Below are 17,654 nucleotides of genomic sequence, written 5' to 3'. Positions count from 1 at the left end.
TTAGCTAAAAGGAGCAGCAATGTATTACAGGCTATTTGGACATGGTTGTCAAACAGGTTCCAGAACATGTAACTGCATTCCCCCGAAATTCAATCAGCCAAGATATAATGTGGGGCAATACCCTTTCCCCCAAATGAAACAGCGCCCGCATTCTTCTGAAGATGTATGCCGTAAAGAAAATATGTTCATTAAAAACGCTGATTTTGGGGGAGTTGTCCTGCCTGAAGGAACAGATAAGAGAGCCACATTTCATGTGGCTTCTCTTAGTTTGGATACCTCTGGTTATAAAAATATACTGATCCATTTGGCTTTTTCCTGTAATATCATTGCTGAGAAACTAAAACTGCGGCTGAGATTTCAAATTTTGAGGCAGGAAAGCGGTCAGGGGGTAACTGTTCCAGTCAGTGCAGGGATCTTATACGATCGGGATAAAGTATGTTCGGAGGCGAATAGTTTTACGCTGTCTGTGTATGACCACAGTGCAGCGGCAGAAAGACGTTGCGTCTATAGCGTCTTAGTGGATATTGAAGAATTCGATACGGGGGGAAGCGCAATAATAGCAAATCCTACATTAATTGCAACAGTTGTAGGAGAAGTGTGATTTCGTTTTTGGAAGGATACATTATGTCAGGAAAAAACCAGGAAACTCAGTATAAGATTTCTAACATACAGATAAAAGATGGTCTCATAAGCTGGGAAAATCATACGGTGCGGTCATCAGGGATTTCCCAGGTATGGCTGGGGGAGCTGACGGTGAAACCGTTTCCGGCGGAACTGTTTCTTATCCTTTTATTTATAGCATTAGCGGGTACGCATGTTGTGTGCATGTTGATCGCCCTGGCTGCCTCTGTCGCTGTGTGGCTGCTGTACCATCGTACCGGCAGCGCAGAGAAAATGGTTCATATGAAGCTTCTGAACGGAGATATTATTTCTTTTTCAGCTCATGATGAGGATTCCATAGTCGGATTTTACGAGGCTGTTAAACGTTTGACAGAGGATGGCAGTGCCTCAGAGATTCTGTTTGATGAAAATGGAAAGGCAGTAAAAAGCTCAGAGGAAGACACCACTAAGGATACGACACCAGCTAAAGTAAAAGCCGTCAACAGAAATGCGGTAAGCGGGCCGCTGGCCCAGGAACTGCAGGTGTTGTACGAGAACTATTCGAAGAAGGAAGATGCGGACAGTGAGATTTTAGCTTTTATTGATGAGATGATCGGCTTGACTGAATCCGGTGACCGGAGCGGTCTGACAGCGGCTTATAAGAAATTTGTTACAATGGGGCTGATCAGTGAGTGTAATGAGCTTGGCCTCGATAAGATCATTCAGGAAATAAAAGCCAGCATCTATCAATAGCAGAAGGAAGTATGAACACAGCCGGACTGAACCGAAAGGTTCGTTCCGGCTGTGTTTTGCATATGATAACCGTAAGAGCCTATACGTATTTTGCGGACAAAAATCAGAAAGGATGAGATAAAATGGCGACGGTGAGCCTGTGTATGATTGTACGGAATGAGGAGGATGTTCTGGGGCGGTGCCTGGAGAGTGTAAAAGATATCGTGGATGAAATCATTATTGTGGACACGGGGTCCACGGACAGGACAAAGGAAATTGCCGGCCGGTTTACGAAAGCGGTATACGACTTTCCGTGGATTGATGATTTCTCGGCAGCGCGCAATTTTTCCTTTTCAAAAGCGACTATGGATTATCAGATGTGGCTGGATGCGGATGACGTGATCGAAGAAGAGGACAGGAAGAAATTTCAGCAGATGAAAGAGGAGCTGGATGGGAGCACGGATGTCGTCATGATGCCGTATCAGGTGGCCTTCGACCAGAAGGGGAACCCCACCATGACGTATTACCGGGAGCGCCTTCTGAAACGAAGCAGGAGATTTCTCTGGCAGGGAGCGGTTCACGAGGTAATCACACCGGCCGGGGCCATCCTTTATGGCAAGGCGGCCGTCTGCCACAGAAAGCTGCACCCTTCGGATCCCGACCGCAATTTGAAGATCTATGAGACCATGAAAGAACATGGAGGGATCACGGATCCCAGACATCAGTTTTACTATGCCAGGGAGCTGTTCTATCATGGGCGTTATGAAGAGGCTGCGGCCATGTTTCTAACATTTCTGGAAGAGGGGAGAGGATGGATTGAAAATAATATCAGTGCCTGTCTGGATCTCTCCCATTGCTACGCCAGAATGGGAAAACGGGAAGAAGCCCTTCAGGCATTGTTCCGAAGCTTTCGTTACGACCTGCCCCGCCCGGAACTCTGCTGTGAGGCGGGAAAATGGTTTATGGAACAGGGGGGAAGCGACAAGGGTAACTTAAAACAGGCTGTTTACTGGTATCTGCGGGCGAAGGATCATAAGACCAATGAGGAAAGCGGCGCCTTCGTGAATCCGGACTGCAGTGATTTCATACCGGATATTCAGCTCTGCGTCTGCTATGACAGGCTGGGAGAAAGGGAAAAAGCGTTGGAGTACCATGAGAAGTCCAAAAAGAAAAAGCCGGATCACCCGGCCGTTCTGTTCAATGAAGCTTACTTCGCAGGAAAGGGAATGTGAAATACCGCCCCCTTTCGGATTTTTGCAGGAAGGACACAGGGACGCTGAAGAGTCATTCTCCGGCGCCCTGTACCATCAGCTGTTTTTCAATATTACCAGTTCCACCGAATCGGCCACGTGTTCACACATGTCGCAGCATTTTTCAAACCGGTCATAGATTGTGGTCCAGGACAGGATTTCCACGGCATCCGGACGCTCCGTGTGAAGGCGGTGCATGGCTTCTGTATAGAGGCGGTCTCCGATTTCTTCCAGATGGTTGATCTCAATGATCTTTTCCCTTATGGTTTTCGATTTCCGGAAATGAGGGAACTCGTCCATCAAATCCTGAAGCGCAGCACAGCACTGTGCCACAATACGGGAAAATTCCAGGGCATCCGGCCTCAACTCATGAATGTTAAACATGTAGAGGCGCAGCAGCACATCCTCGATGCTGTCTGTCACATCATCGATCGCGCTGGTGAGACCCAGAATGTCTTCGCGCTCCAGGGGAGTGATGAATTCCCGGATCAGCTTTTCCATCGCCTGGTGTTTGGTCAAATCGGCCTGGTGCTCCAGTTCGTGCATGGTATCAATCTGCTGATTTAACACGGAGGCATCAAAGTGCTCCAAATCGTTCTGCAGCTGCGCCGCCGCTTCAACTGCATACCGGACGCCTTCCTGAAGCAGTTCAAAATATAAATGATCTCGTTTTCCTGTCATGATTCTGACTCCTTTTCTATTTGCTGTTTATAGTTTGATCGTTATTTATCTCTTGATATCTTCCATTTTGCCTAAAAGATCCAGAGAAACAGTTTTGCCATGAAAAAGCCGATGATACCGCAGCCGGGAAAAGTTAAGACCCAGGTAAGGACCATCTCCTTCACGACGCCCCAGTCCACACAGGAGATCCGCTTTGCGGCTCCCACGCCCATGATGGCGGTGGTCTTCGTGTGCGTGGTGGAGACCGGAATCCCTGCGATGGAGGATAAGAAGAGGCAAAAGGCCCCGGCTAAGTCAGCGGCAAATCCCTGATATTTCTCCAGCTTCACCATGTCCATGCCTACCGCCTTGATGATGCGGTAACCACCGATGGAGGTGCCGAGCGCCATGACGATACTGCACAGTACCATCAGCCAGACCGGAATGGAGAAATGGCCTTCACCCACATTTCCCTGGGCCAGGAAGATTCCAAGCATGAAGACACCCATGAATTTCTGGCCGTCCTGAGCGCCGTGCATGAAGGCCATGGCGGCTCCGCCGGCAATCTGGGCGCCGCCGAAGAAGTGGTTTGTCTTTCTGCGGTCGCGGTCCCGGAAGAGCAGTTCCACCAGCCGGACAGAGATCCAGCCGGAGACGAAGCCGAGAACGGTTGAGAGCAGGAGGCCATAGAGAACCTTGACCCACTCGGACGCATTGATTCCGTCTACGCCGTTATGCAGGGCGATCGCGGCTCCCGACAGGCCGGCGATCAGGGCGTGGCTTTCGCTGGTCGGGATTCCGAACCACCATGCGGCCACGGCCCATGCGACGATGGCGGTCAGTCCGGCGCAGAGCGCAATCAGCGCCTGGTGGCTGTCGCCTCCGAAATCGACCATATTGTAAATGGTGGAGGCCACACTCTGATTGAGCATAGTCATGAGAAAAACTCCAAGAAAATTGAAAAGGGCCGCCATCAGAATCGCATACTTTGCGGTGATGGCCCGGGTAGAGACGCAGGTAGCGATGGCGTTAGGGGCGTCGGTCCAGCCGTTGACCAAAATAACGCCCAGCGTCAGAACCGTGGTAACGGCAAACGCCGGGCTGGACGAGAGTCCTGTTAAAAAATCAGATATGGGGATTGTCATACCATTCATGTCTTACCTCACTTTACGTGGATTTTAATGTTTCTTTACTTCGATTATAACGGACTGACGTGAAAAATCTATAGAAAATGAAAAGCTTAACGCCGATTTTACAAAGGATAAAAAAGTGTTAAGACGAGGCGGCGAAAGGGAAGAAGGAATATTAACAAACTGCTAAAATTGGAAAAATCAGGATGCAGGACCGGATAAACTGTGCTATAGTAAGAAATTGTGACATTTTAATTGATACAGAAAAGAAAGAGATGTGTGGAACATGAAAACTGGAATATTGAAAACGGGCGCGGCCGAACGCCGTGAACTGATCCTGAACGGCAGCATCGTAAGAACCTTGATGATGCTGTCGTTTCCGACCCTGATGATGAGCGTGGTGCAGTCCCTGATGCCGCTGTCCGACGGTCTCTTCATCAATAATGTAGCGGGTACGCTGGTGGCCAGCGCCGTTACATACAGCGAGCCGATCATAAACATGATGACCGCGCTGGCCCAGGGCTTAAGCGTGGCCGCCATGGCCATCATCGGACAGACCTTCGGCCAGGGGAATTTTAAGCGGGTGAAGCATATCAGCACTCAGACCGTGGTGTTTGCATTCTGCCTCGGCCTGTGCATCGCGCCGCTTCTGGTGCTCATCGCGTTTCCAATATCGGGCCATGTGGATCAGGAAATCTCTCATAATGTCTGGCTTTATATCGCCTTATATGCCATGGTTCTTCCATTTTCCTTCCTGGAAAGCATTTATAATGCTATTATGAATGCAACCGGGCGGCCGGAAGCGACATTTATCCGGATGGTTTTAATGCTGGTATTAAAAATAACTTTCAATGTAGTCTTTATCGTGTGGCTCCGCCTGGGGATTGTGGGCTGTGTCATGGCTTCGCTCTGCGCCAATATGCTCATCTGTATCTGGATGTTCTATGAGCTGTTTATCCAGAAGGGAGAGAACCAGCTGACCCTGAAGGGCTTTCGGTTTGACGGAGTCCTGATCCATCAGCTGATCCGCGTCGGCATCCCGGCCATGGTGACCAGTCTGATGCTGAATTTTGGCTTCTTCCTCATCAACAACGAGACCCAGAAATACGGACCCGTCGTCTTAAACGGTCAGGGAATTGCCAACAACATCACGTCAGTATGCTTTAACCTGCCCAGCTCCTTCGGCGCTGCCATCACAACCATGGTGAGTATGAACGTGGGCGCGGGACAGGGCGCGCGGGCGAAGAAATGTACAGTGACCGGATGCGTGGCAAGTATGATCACGGCTGTCCTTATTATTTCCATTATAGTACCGGCCTCCTCCCATTTAACGACCCTGTTTACGCGCCAGCAGGATGTGCTGGAGATCGCAAATCACGCGTTACATATTTACACGTATTCCGTAGTCGGTTTCGGAATCTGCATGGTAGTTCAGGGAGCATTTATCGGCCTCGGAAAGACAAAGGTTCCAATGGTGGTGGGGCTGCTGCGAATATGGCTGCTCCGTTACCTGTTTATACTGGCAACGGAAAGCTTCCTCGCCTATTATTCCGTATTCTGGGGGAATTTATTCTCCAACTATATGGCGGCGGCGATCTCCATTGTCCTGCTGCTTCGGGTAAAATGGAAATCCGCATTGCAGGAAAATGAATAAGTGGTTGTAAGTTTATCCTGATTGCTTGACAGAAAATGGTGTGTAATGCTAAGTATTCTGTTATAATATCTTTGTCCAGGAAGAGGTCGATGAGATGCCAGTTCCTTATTGGGCTAATACCAGTGCGGACAGCATCGTAAAAAATTTGATAAAGAAGGCTGGTCTTTCGACGAAGAAAGGAATTTTCTTTTCTTTACCGGTTATCTGACGAAAGTGTCCCGCAGACTGGATAAGGTGACCTGGTATGTAACTCTGGCTGTCCCGAATCTGGAGGTGGAGTATATATATAGAAATACGATTACCTCATGGTTTCATGAGGAAATGAAGGAAAGGGATCTTTCTGTTATGTATCAGGCTATGCAGACTGGAGATATCGGTATATTTCAAACGGAATTGTCCAGGCTGCTCCAGATCAGTATTAGTTATATGGATTCGAAGGAAGCTTTCTATCATGGCTTTTTTGCGAAGCCTGGATGTAAGCTGTCCGCCAATTGTATTGGGACTGAAGGTGTCAGAAACCTACAAGGGACTGGATCAGGCCAGTGACAGGGCTTTGGCTCAGATCAGAGATAAAGCGTATGATTCCTGGCTGCCGGAAGAAGGTTATACGGAAGTATGGAACTATGGAATTGCTTTCTACAGGAAGCAATGCCGGATAAAAGCAGAGCACCGTTTTTTACCGTAACCAGATCATAGTCTTATTGAAAGAAGCCGCCGCCCGGATGATTGAGAAATCATCCGGGCGGCGGCTTCAATATTAATGGTAAATCTTTTTCTCCTCATAGATCGGTTCGCATGTCAGATTGACGCCCAGCTTCTTGAATATCTTCGTATCCACGTCGGAGAGCAGGACGGAAGTGTGAACTTCGCGGCCCTTTAGCTTTGGAAGTTGCTCTAAGGCGACCTGTGCGTTGTGATCGGTGGCCGCGCTGGCTGACAGGGCGATCAGCACCTCGTCGGTGTGGAGACGCGGGTTCTTGCTGCCCAGGTAATTGACCTTTAACTTCTGGATCGGTTCGATGGCAGAAGGTGCGATCAGATGAATGTCATGAGAAATGTTACCCAGCACCTTGACCACATTTAACAGGAGGGCCGCGGAGGCACCGAGAAGATTAGTGGTCTTGCCGGTGATGATGGTTCCGTCATCCAGCTCCATGGCTGCCGCCGGGGAGCCGGTCTTTTCCGCCCGCTCGTTGGCTGCTCCGACCACGCGTCTTAAGTTGGTGGTAATCTTGGCCTGCTTCATCAGAAGCTCGATCTTATATACCTCATCCTTGCTGCCCATATCCTTGGCCAGGCGGGCCAGCGCCTGATAGTAGCGCCGAATAATTTCCTGACGGGAAGCCTCGGTACAAACCTCGTCATCCATAATACAGCATCCGACCATATTGACACCCATGTCGGTAGGAGACTTGTAGGGGCATTCGCCGTAGATTCCCTCGAAAATGGCGCTTAACACCGGGAAAATCTCCACGTCGCGGTTGTAGTTTACCGTGGTAACACCGTAGGCGTCGAGATGGAAGGGGTCGATCATGTTGACGTCATTTAAATCGGCGGTAGCCGCTTCATAGGCTAAGTTTACCGGATGCTTTAAGGGGATATTCCAGATTGGGAAGGTCTCAAACTTGGCGTATCCGGCCTTGATGCCGCGCTTGTTCTCATGGTAGAGCTGGGAAAGGCAGGTGGCCATCTTTCCGCTTCCCGGTCCCGGTGCCGTGATGATGACGAGCGGCTTCGCTGTTTCGATATAATCATTTCTGCCGTATCCCTCGTCGCTCACAATCAGAGATACGTTGCTGGGATATCCGTCTATGATGTAGTGGCGGTAGACACGGATGCCGATTTTCTCCAGCTTGCTCTTGAAGAGATCGGCTGCCTTCTGTCCGGAGTACTGGGTGATGACGACACTGCCGACATAGAGCCCCCGGTCCGTGAAGGACTGAATCAGGCGGAGCACATCCACATCGTAGGTGATGCCGAGATCGTGACGTATCTTGTTCTTCTCGATGTCTGCGGCATTGATGGCGATGATGATCTCGGCCTGGTCGGCGAGCTGCATCAGCATGCTTAACTTGCTGTCAGGTGCGAATCCTGGAAGGACTCTGGAGGCGTGATAATCATCAAATAATTTTCCGCCGAATTCCAGATACAGCTTATCGCCGAACTGGTTAATCCGCTCCCTGATGTGCTCAGACTGCAGCTGCAAGTACTTGTTGTTATCAAATCCGATTTTCATGTTCGTACCCCTTTTTATTCTTTAGAATCTATGTCCTCAGAGGCTGTTTACCCGCAAAAAAGCACGCAAAAAGCCCCCATATCGTTAAAAACGACGGGTTCCTGCTCATAATACTTACCGATTGTATCATAAAACGAATGAAATTACCACGGTTATTTCGTTCTCCATAGGGTAAACTTACAAAGTTATGAAGAATCGTGGTTCCTCATGAGGCCGAAATCCCGGCTAAAGTTATTGACGAAAGCAGCTTTTCATAAATTTTTCCGTTTCTGAGAAAAAATGATTGTTTAAAGGTCTTGCAGGGGGTTGTAAAATACAGTCAATGCGATACAATAAAGCTGACCAGATCGGTTAAACCAAACAGGTTAAGGGGGTCAGGAAGATGAATGAACAGTTTTATGAGCTTCCTCAGGAAAAACAGCTGCGGATCATCAATGCCGGGCTGGAGGTATTTTCAAAAAATGATTACAGACATGCGGTGACGGACGAGATCGCGAGAAAAGCAGGGATATCCAAGGGGCTGTTATTCTATTATTTTCACAATAAAAAGTCACTGTACCTGTATCTGTTCGATTACTGCGCCAGTCTTATCATGAACCAGGTTATGGGAGATGGGCCAGGCGGCAGCGGAGATGAACCCGCCAGCGGCGGAAATGAGTCCGGCGGCAAGGCGGCCAGATGGGAGACAGTCACCGATTTTTTCGAGCTTCTGGAGATGGCGGCGGAGGCCAAGATCAAAGTGCTGGAGAAGACGCCTTATCTGGCTGATTTCATGGTGCGGGGGTATTACTCTGAAGACGGAATCGTAAAGGAAGACTTAAACCGGGCGACGATGGAGGCGGTTTCGTCTGCCTTTAAGAAGTATTTCAGAAATGTGGACTACAGCAGGTTTAAGCCGGAGGTCCCACCGATGGAAATCTACGAGATGCTGGTCTGGCTGACAGAGGGATACCTGCATGACAAGCGGAAATCCAACGCGTCCATTTCCATAAAGGAAATCATGGAAAAGTTCTATGTCTGGGAAAAATGGCTGAAGCAGATCGCTTATAAAGAAGAATATCAGAAAATGGAGGCATAGAATGGCAGCAGGAAAAACGGTAATCAAAGCGGATCATCTCTCCGTCCGGTATGAAGGGGAGGGCGTGGCGGTGGATGCCTTAAAGGATGTCACCTTCGAGGTGGAACAGGGAGAATTTATCGTGGTACTGGGGCCCTCCGGCTCCGGGAAGAGTACCCTTCTAAATATAGTAGGCGGGATGGATAAGCCCACAGGCGGTGAGATATGGTACAAGGACAGAGAATTGACGGGATATACGGCGGACCAGCTCTCCGACTACCGGAAGGATGTCGTAGGCTTCGTATTTCAGTTTTTCAATCTCATCCCCTCCTTAAATGCCATAGAAAATGTGGAGCTGGCGGCCAGCATTGTGAAGGAGCACATGGACCCGAAGGAGGTGCTCGCCATGGTGGGGCTGGGCGGCAGAGAGAGACACTTTCCGGCTCAGCTGTCAGGAGGAGAACAGCAGCGGGTCTCCATCGCCAGGGCCATTGTTAAAAAGCCAGATCTTCTTTTGTGCGATGAGCCGACGGGGGCGCTGGACAGCAAAAACAGCGTGGCCATCGTAAGACTTCTTATGGAGGTGGGCAGAAGCTTAAAATGCCCCGTCATGACCATCACTCACAACGCGGAGATGGCCCGTGTGGCGGACCGCGTCTTCCACATGAAGGACGGAAGGCTGAAGCGTATCACGGTCAATGAGCATCCATGCCAGGCGGAAGAACTGGACTGGTAGCGGCGGAAAGGGACGGATATGACGAAACTTTTATTGAAAAAAATGATTCGCGACATGAAGCGATCCATGACGGCTTACATACTGTGCATCCTGATCGTTGCCATCGGTTTCTGCGGTTTTACCGTGCTGGAGCTGTGCTACGACAATCTGGCCGAATCCCGTGATATGTTCTTTTCCCAGTCCGAATTCTGCGACGGCTTTGCCGAGGTAACCGATTCCCCCGTCTCCGAGGCGGGAATCTTAAAGAGGATTCCCGGAATCGACACGGTGCAGGCCCGGCTCGTGAAGGACACGAGGGTATACGGATACGAAGAGGATGTGGAGCTCCATCTCGTATCCTGGTCGGAGGGCGAGATGAACCGTCCGGTCTTATCCCGCGGCACGCTGCCGGAAGAGGGAAAAAAGGAGATCGTTATCGGCGACGGCATCGCGAAGGCCAGGAATTTAAATCCGGGGGACACGGTGGAGATCGTCGTGGAAGGTAAGCGGGTCCCCATGGAGATCACGGGAATCGGCCTGACGCCGGAAAACATCTACATGATCCGCAATATGAACGAGCTGTATCCCAGCCCGGCCGTGTACGACGCGGCGTTTACCTCATATCGGACCATGGCCCAGCTGTTTGGCCAGGAAGGCCATGGTAACAGCTTTTTGTTTAAGCTGGAGCCCAGCAGCGACTGGGAGGCAGTGAAGGACCAGATCGAACAGACGCTTACGCCCTACGGCCTCATTTCCCATTATGCCAGTGAGGACCAGTTGGCAGTCTCCGTGGTAGGGGAAGAAATCAAGCAGTTGGAGAAAATGTCCGGCGTGGTGCCGTTCCTCTTTCTGACCGTGGCGGGAGTGATTCTCTATATCACGCAGAGCCGTATGGTGGAGCAGCAGCGGACCCAGATCGGAACCCTGATGGCGATTGGAATCCCATTGAGGAAAATAAGACTCCATTACATGGGCTTCGGAGCGGTGACCGGTTTGCTCGGCGGACTGTTCGGCGGGCTTCTGGGATATGCCCTGGCGGATCCCATGGCGGGCTTTTACCGGGTATACTTTAACCTGCCGGACGTGACGGCTCCGCTTTCGGTGTCCTATCTGCTGGAAGGCATCCTGCTGGCGGGGATCTTCTGCTCCGGCACCTCCTGGATTATCGCCGGTGTGATCGGAAAGATGAAGCCCGCCCAGGCGCTGCGTCCCCCGTCACCCAAGTCAGCCAGACAGTCATTTTTGGAGCGGATTCCGAGTTTTTTAAATCTCTTTACGGTTCCGGGCGTTATGGCGCTTCGAAGCCTTTCCAGAAACAGACGGCGGACGGCCATGTCGGTGGCCGGCATCGCCTTTGCCTATATGATTACGGCTACTCTGGTGTCCATGAACTCCCTGTTTGACGTCTTTATCTTCGATTACTGGGAGAAGACCCAGAGACAGGACATCATGGTTCAGTTTGAGCAGCCGGTCCTTTTAGAGGAGGCCCTGGAGGCGGTAAAACATCCGCAGGTGGAAATCACGGAGGGGATGATGGAATTTGCGGTCACCCTGTCGGGGCCGGGAGGGAAGACGGACTGCACTATCCAGGCCATTTCGCCGGAGGCTTCCCTCACAAGGCTGTACAAAGAGGACGGAAGCCGCGCGTATCCGGAGGAAGAGGGCATCGTGATATCGGAGCACATGGCGAACGTCATGGGCGTGAAGAAGGGGAGCACCATAGAGGTAAAGGTTCCCTATCCCAAGGAGCGGATCAGCCGCGTCACGGTGACGGACACAATCGCCCAGTATATGGGGAGCTCCGCCTATATGTCCTTCGACGGCGCCAGCAGGATCAGCGATTACCGAAATGTGTGCACGACCGTTCTTCTGAAGGCACCGCTCACGGTTTTAGAGGAACTGCGGGAGCGTCTCGAGGATGCGGCCGCTGTGTCCGGAATCCAGAGCCGCCAGGACAGACTTTCCCAGTACCGGTCCATGATGGGGAGCATGAGCGCCATCATGGCCTCCATGTCCATGCTGGGCGTTATCATCAGCTTTGCGGTCATCTATATCAGTTCCCTGATCAGCTTCGAGGAACTGAAGCGGGAGCTGTCCACCCTGATGATGCTGGGATTAAAGAGTAAGGAGTGTCTCGATGTGATCTCCACGGGACAGTGGCTGCTGGCCGCGGGCGCGGTGCTCATCGGAATTCCCATGTCCATGGGGGCCAGCCAGCTGATTTCGGTCTCTATGGCTTCGGATATGTATACAATTCCCAGCTTTATCGACGGAAAGGCGCTGCTGCAGGCCATTGGGCTGACTGCCGTCTCTGTCGGGTTCAGCTCCATGATGATGCTTCGAAAACTGAAAAAAATAGTTCCGGCAGACCTTCTGCGGGAACGGGAATAGAGGTGCAGGATGAAAAGAAAAGTGAAATGGATATTTCTTGCGGCCATTGCCGTGATCAGTATCGGCGCGTATGCGGCGGTGCTCTTAAAACCTGTGGAAGCTACCGCAGAGCAGGCGGTAAAAGGAAACCTGGAGAGTCAGTTTACCGTTTCGGCCTCCATTCTACCCGTATCAGGCATGGTGCTTAATTCCGTTACCGCGGGCAATGTCTCGGAAATCCCGTATTTGCCGGGAATGGAGGTCAAGGAGGGGGAGTTCCTTTTAAAGACGGATACTGCCTCCCAGACGACGCTGGACATTCAGAGAGAGCAGTTTAAGCAGCAGTTAAGCGCGGCCCGTCAGGAGTACGACCGTCTCTACGGTTCCAATGGTTCGGCAGCGGCGGCCCTTAAGGCGGCGGAAAGCGAATACCGCCTTGCGAAGAAGAATTACGACAACGGGGTGGTGCTGGCGCAGCAGGGCGGCTTCATCGCCCAGTCGGACCTGGATTCCTTAAAGACCCAGCTGGATCTGACTTACCAGAAATACACGCAGGCGAAGGAAGATAATTCCGAGGAGCAGAAGGTGCATTCCCAGGAGCAGATTGCTTCCTTCGAAAGGCAGCTGGCCCTTCTCGATGATACCGTGAATCCCGGTGCGGTAAAGATGCCATACGACGGCGTCCTGTGGGAGGTGTACACGGAGGAAGGCGCCTATCTGTCGCCCAACCAGCCGGTGGTGAAAATCTACCGCCCGGACAGCATGAAGCTTTCCGCCTCCGTTCTGTCGGAGGATGCGGCCGCATTGACACCCGGGCTTAAGGCGAAAGTCATTTACGCCGACGGGAGCGAGGGGGAAGCCGAGGTGAGCTTCATCGCGAAGACTGCCGAGAAACAGATGTCTTCCATCGGCCTGGAAGAGAACCGGTGTACCGTAGAGTTAAAGCCCGCAGCACTTCCGGAACACGCGGGAGCAGGCCAGACGGCGGAGGTATCCTTTCATGTCGTGATCGCCCCGGAGGTCTTTTCCGTACCTGCCGCGGCCGTAATACCGGCGGAGGATGGAAGCGCTGTCTATCTCATACAGAATGGGAAAGCGGTATTAAAACCTGTGGAAACCGGAAGAAGAGAGGGCGGCCGGGTAGAAATTATTTACGGACTGGAAGATGGGGATATCGTGGCCTCCGACCCATATAATGATAATGTAGAGAAGAACGGCCGGGTAAAAGCCGTCTTAAAAGAATAATCGGGAGCGCTCTTTACAACGGAGAGAAAACGTGATAAAACGTTGTAGAGAAGATGGAGGAATTAGCGATGTTAAAGTTAGGAAGAAATGACGCCTGCTGGTGCGGCAGCGGAAAGAAGTATAAGAACTGCCATCTGGCGTTCGACAGAAAAATTGAAAATTACGGTATCATGGGTGATCTGGTGCCGGAGCATTACATGATCAAGACCCCGGCGCAGATCGATGGAATCAGGAAGGCCGGCGAGGTGAATACGAAGATCCTCGATCTGGTGGATTCCTTCATACGTCCGGGCATCAGCACAGAGGATATCAATACCCTGGTCCATGAAAATACGATAAAGATGGGCGGCATCCCGGCTCCCCTTAATTTTGAAGGCTACCCGAAGAGCGTCTGCACTTCCGTCAATGAGGTGGTCTGCCACGGCATTCCCGATCCGAACCGGATCCTGAAGGAGGGCGACATCATCAATGTGGATGTGACGACGATCTTAGACGGTTATTACGGAGACGCCTCCAGAATGTACTGCATCGGAAACGTGTCGCCGGAGGCGGAGAAGCTGGTACGCGTGACGAAAGAGAGTGTGGACTTAGCGCTTAAGGAAGCCCGGGCCTGGGGCCACTTGGGCGACATAGGAGCTGCCATATCCGAGTACATTTATGCAAATGGTTTTACGGTAGTGCGTGAGATCGGCGGCCACGGCGTGGGGAATGATTTCCATGAGGAACCGTGGGTCAGCCATATCGGAGAGCGGGGAACTGATATGCTTCTGGTTCCCGGCATGATCTTTACCATAGAACCGATGGTAAATGCGGGACGGCCCGATGTGGTTCAGGATGAGGAAGACGGCTGGACCATCTATACGGAAGACGGAAGCCTGTCGGCACAGTGGGAGTACACGGTGCTGATCACGGAAGAGGGGCCGGAGGTGCTCACTTATTAGGAGTTTTTTTGAGCCGGCATATGCAGGGAGAAGCCCGGCGGGAAGCAGGGTGTGGAAGATGTAGTTCCACTCCGGTTTCCCGCCGGGCTTCTGTCCGTTAAGGTGTTGAAAAAATTCATGCATATTTGTTGAATCCGCCCATATAAAGAACTATAATGAAATTGGAACTAAACAATTTCAACAAATGGTTATTATAAGGAGGGGTACCATGAATGTTATGTATGTCGTAGCAATTGGTTCCATAGCCGCTCTGATTTATGTTGCCTGTATGTTTGTCCGAGTGAAGGGACAGCCGGAGGGCAGCGCTGGGATGATTAAAATCTCTACTGCGGTCAGGAAAGGTGCCGGCGCCTATTTAAGACGGCAGTATCTGGGCGTCGGCATTTTCTTTGCTGTCGTTTTCATCATATTGCTGTGTATGGCGTTTGGCGGTTTTTTGAGTTATTTTACACCGTTTGCATTTTTAACGGGCGGCTTTTTCTCCGGTTTGTCGGGGTTTATCGGAATGCGGACCGCGACGATGGCAAACTGCAGGACGGCGGAGGGGGCTTCCCGCAGCCTGAACAAGGGCCTCAAAGTGGCTTTCTCGGCAGGCTCTGTCATGGGCTTTACCGTGGTGGGGCTGGGACTTCTCGATCTGACGATCTGGTATTTTATCCTGAATACCGTGTTCCATTCGCTTCCGGAGACGGAACGGATCGCCCAGATTACGGCCAATATGCTGACCTTCGGCATGGGCGCCTCCAGTATGGCGCTGTTTGCCCGTGTGGGCGGCGGTATTTTTACGAAGGCGGCCGATGTGGGAGCCGATCTGGTTGGTAAGGTAGAGGCGGGGATTCCGGAGGATGATCCCCGTAATCCTGCTGTTATCGCGGATAACGTAGGCGACAACGTAGGTGATGTGGCCGGTATGGGCGCAGATTTGTATGAATCGTATGTAGGCTCGATCGTGTCTACCGCAGCGCTGGCGGTTGCAGCCGGCTTTGGAGTGAAGGGCGTGGCCGTTCCCATGATGCTGGCGGCATTCGGTGTCATCGCGTCGATTATCGGTACCTTCTTCGTAAAGACAAAGGAAGATGCCTCACAGAAAAACCTTTTAAAGGCGCTGCGGCTGGGAACGTATATCAGCGCTGTTCTGGTGGTGGCGGGGGCCTATGTGATTATCCGCCTCCTGCTTCCGGAACATATCGGGATCTATGCGGCGGTGCTGTCCGGTCTTGTCGCCGGTGTTCTGATCGGTGCAATCACGGAATATTTTACGTCGGATTCGTACCGGCCGACGAGGGATCTGGCCTCGTCCAGTGAGACGGGAGCGGCTACGGTGATTATCAGCGGACTGTCTCTCGGCATGCTTTCTACGGTAGCTCCTGTGATCATCGTCGGTGTGTCGGTGCTGATCAGCTATTACTGTTCGGGCGGAAACGCTGATTTTAACATGGGACTTTACGGTGTCGGAGTCTCTGCGGTCGGCATGCTATCGACGCTGGGAATCACGCTGGCAACCGACGCGTATGGACCAATCGCCGATAATGCGGGAGGAATCGCGGAGATGACCCATATGCCTCCTGAGGTCAGAAACCGGACGGATGCTCTGGATTCTCTGGGAAATACGACGGCGGCCACCGGAAAGGGATTTGCCATCGGCTCAGCCGCGCTGACGGCACTGGCGCTGATTGCATCTTATATTGACAAAGTCAAACAGCTGAATCCGGATATTGCGCTGAATCTGACCATCACAAATCCAACGGTCTTAATCGGCCTGTTCATCGGCGGCATGCTTCCATTTTTATTCGCGGCTCTGACCATGGATGCGGTGGGAAAGGCCGCTCAGTCTATCGTGGTCGAGGTGCGCCGTCAGTTTAAGGAGATCAAAGGGCTGATGGAGGGAAAGGCGGAACCGGATTACGCCGCCTGTGTGGATATGTGCACGAAATCGGCGCAGAAGCTGATGCTGGCGCCGGCTCTGATCGCAGTGATCATTCCCATCGTTGTCGGGCTTTTGCTGGGGGTGAATGGTGTCGCAGGCCTGCTGGCCGGCAATACCGTGACCGGCTTCGTCCTGGCGGTCATGATGGCCAACTCCGGCGGAGCATGGGATAATGCAAAGAAATATATCGAGAGCGGAGCCCACGGCGGAAAAGGAAGCGACCAGCATAAGGCCGCGGTCGTGGGAGATACGGTTGGCGACCCATTTAAGGATACGTCGGGGCCATCCATTAATATTCTGATTAAACTTACCTCCATGGTCTCCATTGTATTTGCAGGATTGATTGTGGCGGTGCATCTGCTTTAGCTTTTAGAAGGGCGGTGGAGGAATGGTTATGAAATAGAAGGAGAAGGCGTCTGCCTTCTCCTTTTGTCTGCCGGGTTACTCTTCTTCCTCTTCGGAGTCCGTGAACGCTCTTTTTTTCCCGATACGGAAGCAAAGAGAATCCACCATATACATAAGCCCAAACATGAAAAAGAACAATAGTAGGAAAGAGATGACTGCTGTCGTAAGGGAATAGCGGACGTAAAAGCTGTAGGCGATAATCAGTGACGCTGCCAGGGAGCTGATGGCGTAGAGCAGAAACAGCTTTTTGCGATTCGCAGTTTCCGCAGTATAAATGTTGCCGTCTCTGGCATCCAGAAATAAATTATAAACAGACGCGGCAAGGACGACGACAGCCTGCGGTATTATGTATTTCAGCTCCCATCGGAGTAAGTGAAGCTCCGTCAAAAGGCAGAAGCCGGTTGCAAGGAGAAGAAAATTCCAGCTCTTTCTGGCATTCCTAAGACTTTGAAGTTCCATTCGTTCATCTACGATTCGTTTCTTAAACAGTGATTTCATTCTGATACCTCCCAAAATAATTCGTCCAGTGTCCTGTTCAGTTCTTTACAGATTGCGATACAGAGATTCAGTGTCGGGTTATAGTTCCCGGATTCGATCATGCTGATGGTCTGCCGCGTGACGCCAACCCGTTCCCCTAACTGCTCCTGCGATAAATCGTGTTCCACACGGGCAATTTTCATCCGTTTGTTCTTCAATAAAAATCCACCTCCAGTTCCTGCGTTATACTCGTTT

The 17,654-nt window shown here is 51.5% G+C and carries 16 protein-coding genes; 11 read left to right on the top strand and 5 right to left on the bottom strand.

The genetic code is table 11. The features are described from left to right. Positions 1-19 precede the first annotated feature (19 nt). The 3 genes from H8S75_RS11880 to H8S75_RS11870 all read left to right on the top strand — a co-directional run bounded on the left by H8S75_RS11880 (position 20) and on the right by H8S75_RS11870 (position 2,564). The gene (locus H8S75_RS11880) at positions 20-601 is read left to right on the top strand and encodes a DUF4489 domain-containing protein (protein WP_187021775.1); all 582 of its coding nucleotides are present in this window, start codon (positions 20-22) and stop codon (positions 599-601) included. Between the two features lie 23 nt (positions 602-624). After that, positions 625-1,353: a hypothetical protein gene (locus H8S75_RS11875; RefSeq protein ID WP_187021774.1), complete on the top strand. Its 729-nt coding sequence runs from the start codon at positions 625-627 to the stop codon at positions 1,351-1,353. A 122-nt stretch (positions 1,354-1,475) separates the two neighbouring features. Next, positions 1,476-2,564 (top strand): glycosyltransferase, encoded by a 1,089-nt coding sequence (locus tag H8S75_RS11870; protein ID WP_187021772.1) that lies wholly within the window; start codon positions 1,476-1,478, stop codon positions 2,562-2,564. Positions 2,565-2,639: 75 nt separating this feature from the next. On the opposite strand, the gene H8S75_RS11865 is transcribed toward H8S75_RS11870, so the two are convergent. After that, a complete protein-coding gene (locus tag H8S75_RS11865; protein WP_002600640.1) occupies positions 2,640-3,263 on the bottom strand; it encodes a DUF47 domain-containing protein in 624 nt (207 codons plus the stop codon). A 71-nt stretch (positions 3,264-3,334) separates the two neighbouring features. Beyond that, the gene (locus H8S75_RS11860) at positions 3,335-4,387 is read right to left on the bottom strand and encodes an inorganic phosphate transporter (RefSeq protein WP_187021922.1); all 1,053 of its coding nucleotides are present in this window, start codon (positions 4,385-4,387) and stop codon (positions 3,335-3,337) included. Positions 4,388-4,658: 271 nt separating this feature from the next. On the opposite strand from H8S75_RS11860, the gene H8S75_RS11855 reads away from it, so the two are divergent. After that, complete coding sequence (locus H8S75_RS11855) at positions 4,659-6,026, top strand: MATE family efflux transporter (protein ID WP_187021770.1); 1,368 nt, start codon at positions 4,659-4,661, stop codon at positions 6,024-6,026. A 451-nt stretch (positions 6,027-6,477) separates the two neighbouring features. Next, positions 6,478-6,711 carry a hypothetical protein gene (locus H8S75_RS11850; RefSeq protein WP_187021768.1) on the top strand — a complete coding sequence of 78 codons (234 nt, stop codon included), beginning with the start codon at positions 6,478-6,480 and terminating at the stop codon, positions 6,709-6,711. Positions 6,712-6,783: 72 nt separating this feature from the next. Here the strand turns inward: H8S75_RS11850 and H8S75_RS11845 are convergent, their stop codons facing one another. Continuing rightward, complete coding sequence (locus H8S75_RS11845; RefSeq protein ID WP_187021767.1) at positions 6,784-8,262, bottom strand: DUF1846 domain-containing protein; 1,479 nt, start codon at positions 8,260-8,262, stop codon at positions 6,784-6,786. Positions 8,263-8,644: 382 nt separating this feature from the next. Here H8S75_RS11845 and H8S75_RS11840 point away from each other — a divergent pair, with 382 nt between their 5' ends. The 6 genes from H8S75_RS11840 to H8S75_RS11815 all read left to right on the top strand — a co-directional run bounded on the left by H8S75_RS11840 (position 8,645) and on the right by H8S75_RS11815 (position 16,883). Next, on the top strand, positions 8,645-9,340 hold the full coding sequence (locus tag H8S75_RS11840; RefSeq protein ID WP_187021765.1) for a TetR/AcrR family transcriptional regulator: 696 nt from the start codon (positions 8,645-8,647) through the stop codon (positions 9,338-9,340). 1 nt (position 9,341) lies between these two features. Continuing rightward, on the top strand, positions 9,342-10,055 hold the full coding sequence (locus tag H8S75_RS11835; RefSeq protein WP_187021763.1) for an ABC transporter ATP-binding protein: 714 nt from the start codon (positions 9,342-9,344) through the stop codon (positions 10,053-10,055). An 18-nt stretch (positions 10,056-10,073) separates the two neighbouring features. Beyond that, the gene (locus tag H8S75_RS11830) at positions 10,074-12,425 is read left to right on the top strand and encodes an ABC transporter permease (protein WP_187021762.1); all 2,352 of its coding nucleotides are present in this window, start codon (positions 10,074-10,076) and stop codon (positions 12,423-12,425) included. Between the two features lie 9 nt (positions 12,426-12,434). Then, a complete protein-coding gene (locus H8S75_RS11825; RefSeq protein ID WP_187021760.1) occupies positions 12,435-13,649 on the top strand; it encodes an efflux RND transporter periplasmic adaptor subunit in 1,215 nt (404 codons plus the stop codon). Between the two features lie 68 nt (positions 13,650-13,717). Then, the gene (gene map / locus H8S75_RS11820; RefSeq protein ID WP_187021758.1) at positions 13,718-14,590 is read left to right on the top strand and encodes a type I methionyl aminopeptidase; all 873 of its coding nucleotides are present in this window, start codon (positions 13,718-13,720) and stop codon (positions 14,588-14,590) included. A gap of 208 nt (positions 14,591-14,798) precedes the next feature. Further along, positions 14,799-16,883: a sodium-translocating pyrophosphatase gene (locus H8S75_RS11815; protein ID WP_187021757.1), complete on the top strand. Its 2,085-nt coding sequence runs from the start codon at positions 14,799-14,801 to the stop codon at positions 16,881-16,883. 75 nt (positions 16,884-16,958) lie between these two features. On the opposite strand, the gene H8S75_RS11810 is transcribed toward H8S75_RS11815, so the two are convergent. Continuing rightward, a complete protein-coding gene (locus H8S75_RS11810; protein ID WP_187021755.1) occupies positions 16,959-17,420 on the bottom strand; it encodes a DUF6773 family protein in 462 nt (153 codons plus the stop codon). After that, on the bottom strand, positions 17,417-17,617 hold the full coding sequence (locus H8S75_RS11805) for a helix-turn-helix transcriptional regulator (protein ID WP_025529691.1): 201 nt from the start codon (positions 17,615-17,617) through the stop codon (positions 17,417-17,419). Before H8S75_RS11805 ends, H8S75_RS11810 begins: the two co-directional genes overlap by 4 nt. Positions 17,618-17,654: the final 37 nt, after the last annotated feature.

Origin of the sequence: Hungatella hominis (genome assembly GCF_014288005.1) — a bacterium.
In the GTDB taxonomy this organism is placed as follows: Bacteria; Bacillota; Clostridia; order Lachnospirales; family Lachnospiraceae; genus Hungatella; species Hungatella effluvii.
Note: the sequence above shows the minus strand (reverse complement) of the source record. Positions and strands in the feature narration are given on the sequence as shown.

Excerpts from the sequence above, each read along its gene's own strand:
- H8S75_RS11835 (WP_187021763.1), top strand. The coding sequence starts at position 9,342 with ATGGCAGCAGGAAAAACGGTAATCAAAGCGGATCATCTCTCCGTCCGG.
- H8S75_RS11825 (WP_187021760.1), top strand. The coding sequence starts at position 12,435 with ATGAAAAGAAAAGTGAAATGGATATTTCTTGCGGCCATTGCCGTGATC.
- H8S75_RS11870 (WP_187021772.1), top strand. The coding sequence starts at position 1,476 with ATGGCGACGGTGAGCCTGTGTATGATTGTACGGAATGAGGAGGATGTT.
- H8S75_RS11875 (WP_187021774.1), top strand. The coding sequence starts at position 625 with ATGTCAGGAAAAAACCAGGAAACTCAGTATAAGATTTCTAACATACAG.
- H8S75_RS11880 (WP_187021775.1), top strand. The coding sequence starts at position 20 with ATGTATTACAGGCTATTTGGACATGGTTGTCAAACAGGTTCCAGAACA.
- H8S75_RS11845 (WP_187021767.1), bottom strand. The coding sequence starts at position 8,262 with ATGAAAATCGGATTTGATAACAACAAGTACTTGCAGCTGCAGTCTGAG.
- H8S75_RS11855 (WP_187021770.1), top strand. The coding sequence starts at position 4,659 with ATGAAAACTGGAATATTGAAAACGGGCGCGGCCGAACGCCGTGAACTG.
- H8S75_RS11865 (WP_002600640.1), bottom strand. The coding sequence starts at position 3,263 with ATGACAGGAAAACGAGATCATTTATATTTTGAACTGCTTCAGGAAGGC.
- H8S75_RS11810 (WP_187021755.1), bottom strand. The coding sequence starts at position 17,420 with ATGAAATCACTGTTTAAGAAACGAATCGTAGATGAACGAATGGAACTT.
- H8S75_RS11815 (WP_187021757.1), top strand. The coding sequence starts at position 14,799 with ATGAATGTTATGTATGTCGTAGCAATTGGTTCCATAGCCGCTCTGATT.
- H8S75_RS11830 (WP_187021762.1), top strand. The coding sequence starts at position 10,074 with ATGACGAAACTTTTATTGAAAAAAATGATTCGCGACATGAAGCGATCC.
- H8S75_RS11850 (WP_187021768.1), top strand. The coding sequence starts at position 6,478 with ATGGCTTTTTTGCGAAGCCTGGATGTAAGCTGTCCGCCAATTGTATTG.
- H8S75_RS11840 (WP_187021765.1), top strand. The coding sequence starts at position 8,645 with ATGAATGAACAGTTTTATGAGCTTCCTCAGGAAAAACAGCTGCGGATC.
- map (WP_187021758.1), top strand. The coding sequence starts at position 13,718 with ATGTTAAAGTTAGGAAGAAATGACGCCTGCTGGTGCGGCAGCGGAAAG.
- H8S75_RS11860 (WP_187021922.1), bottom strand. The coding sequence starts at position 4,387 with ATGACAATCCCCATATCTGATTTTTTAACAGGACTCTCGTCCAGCCCG.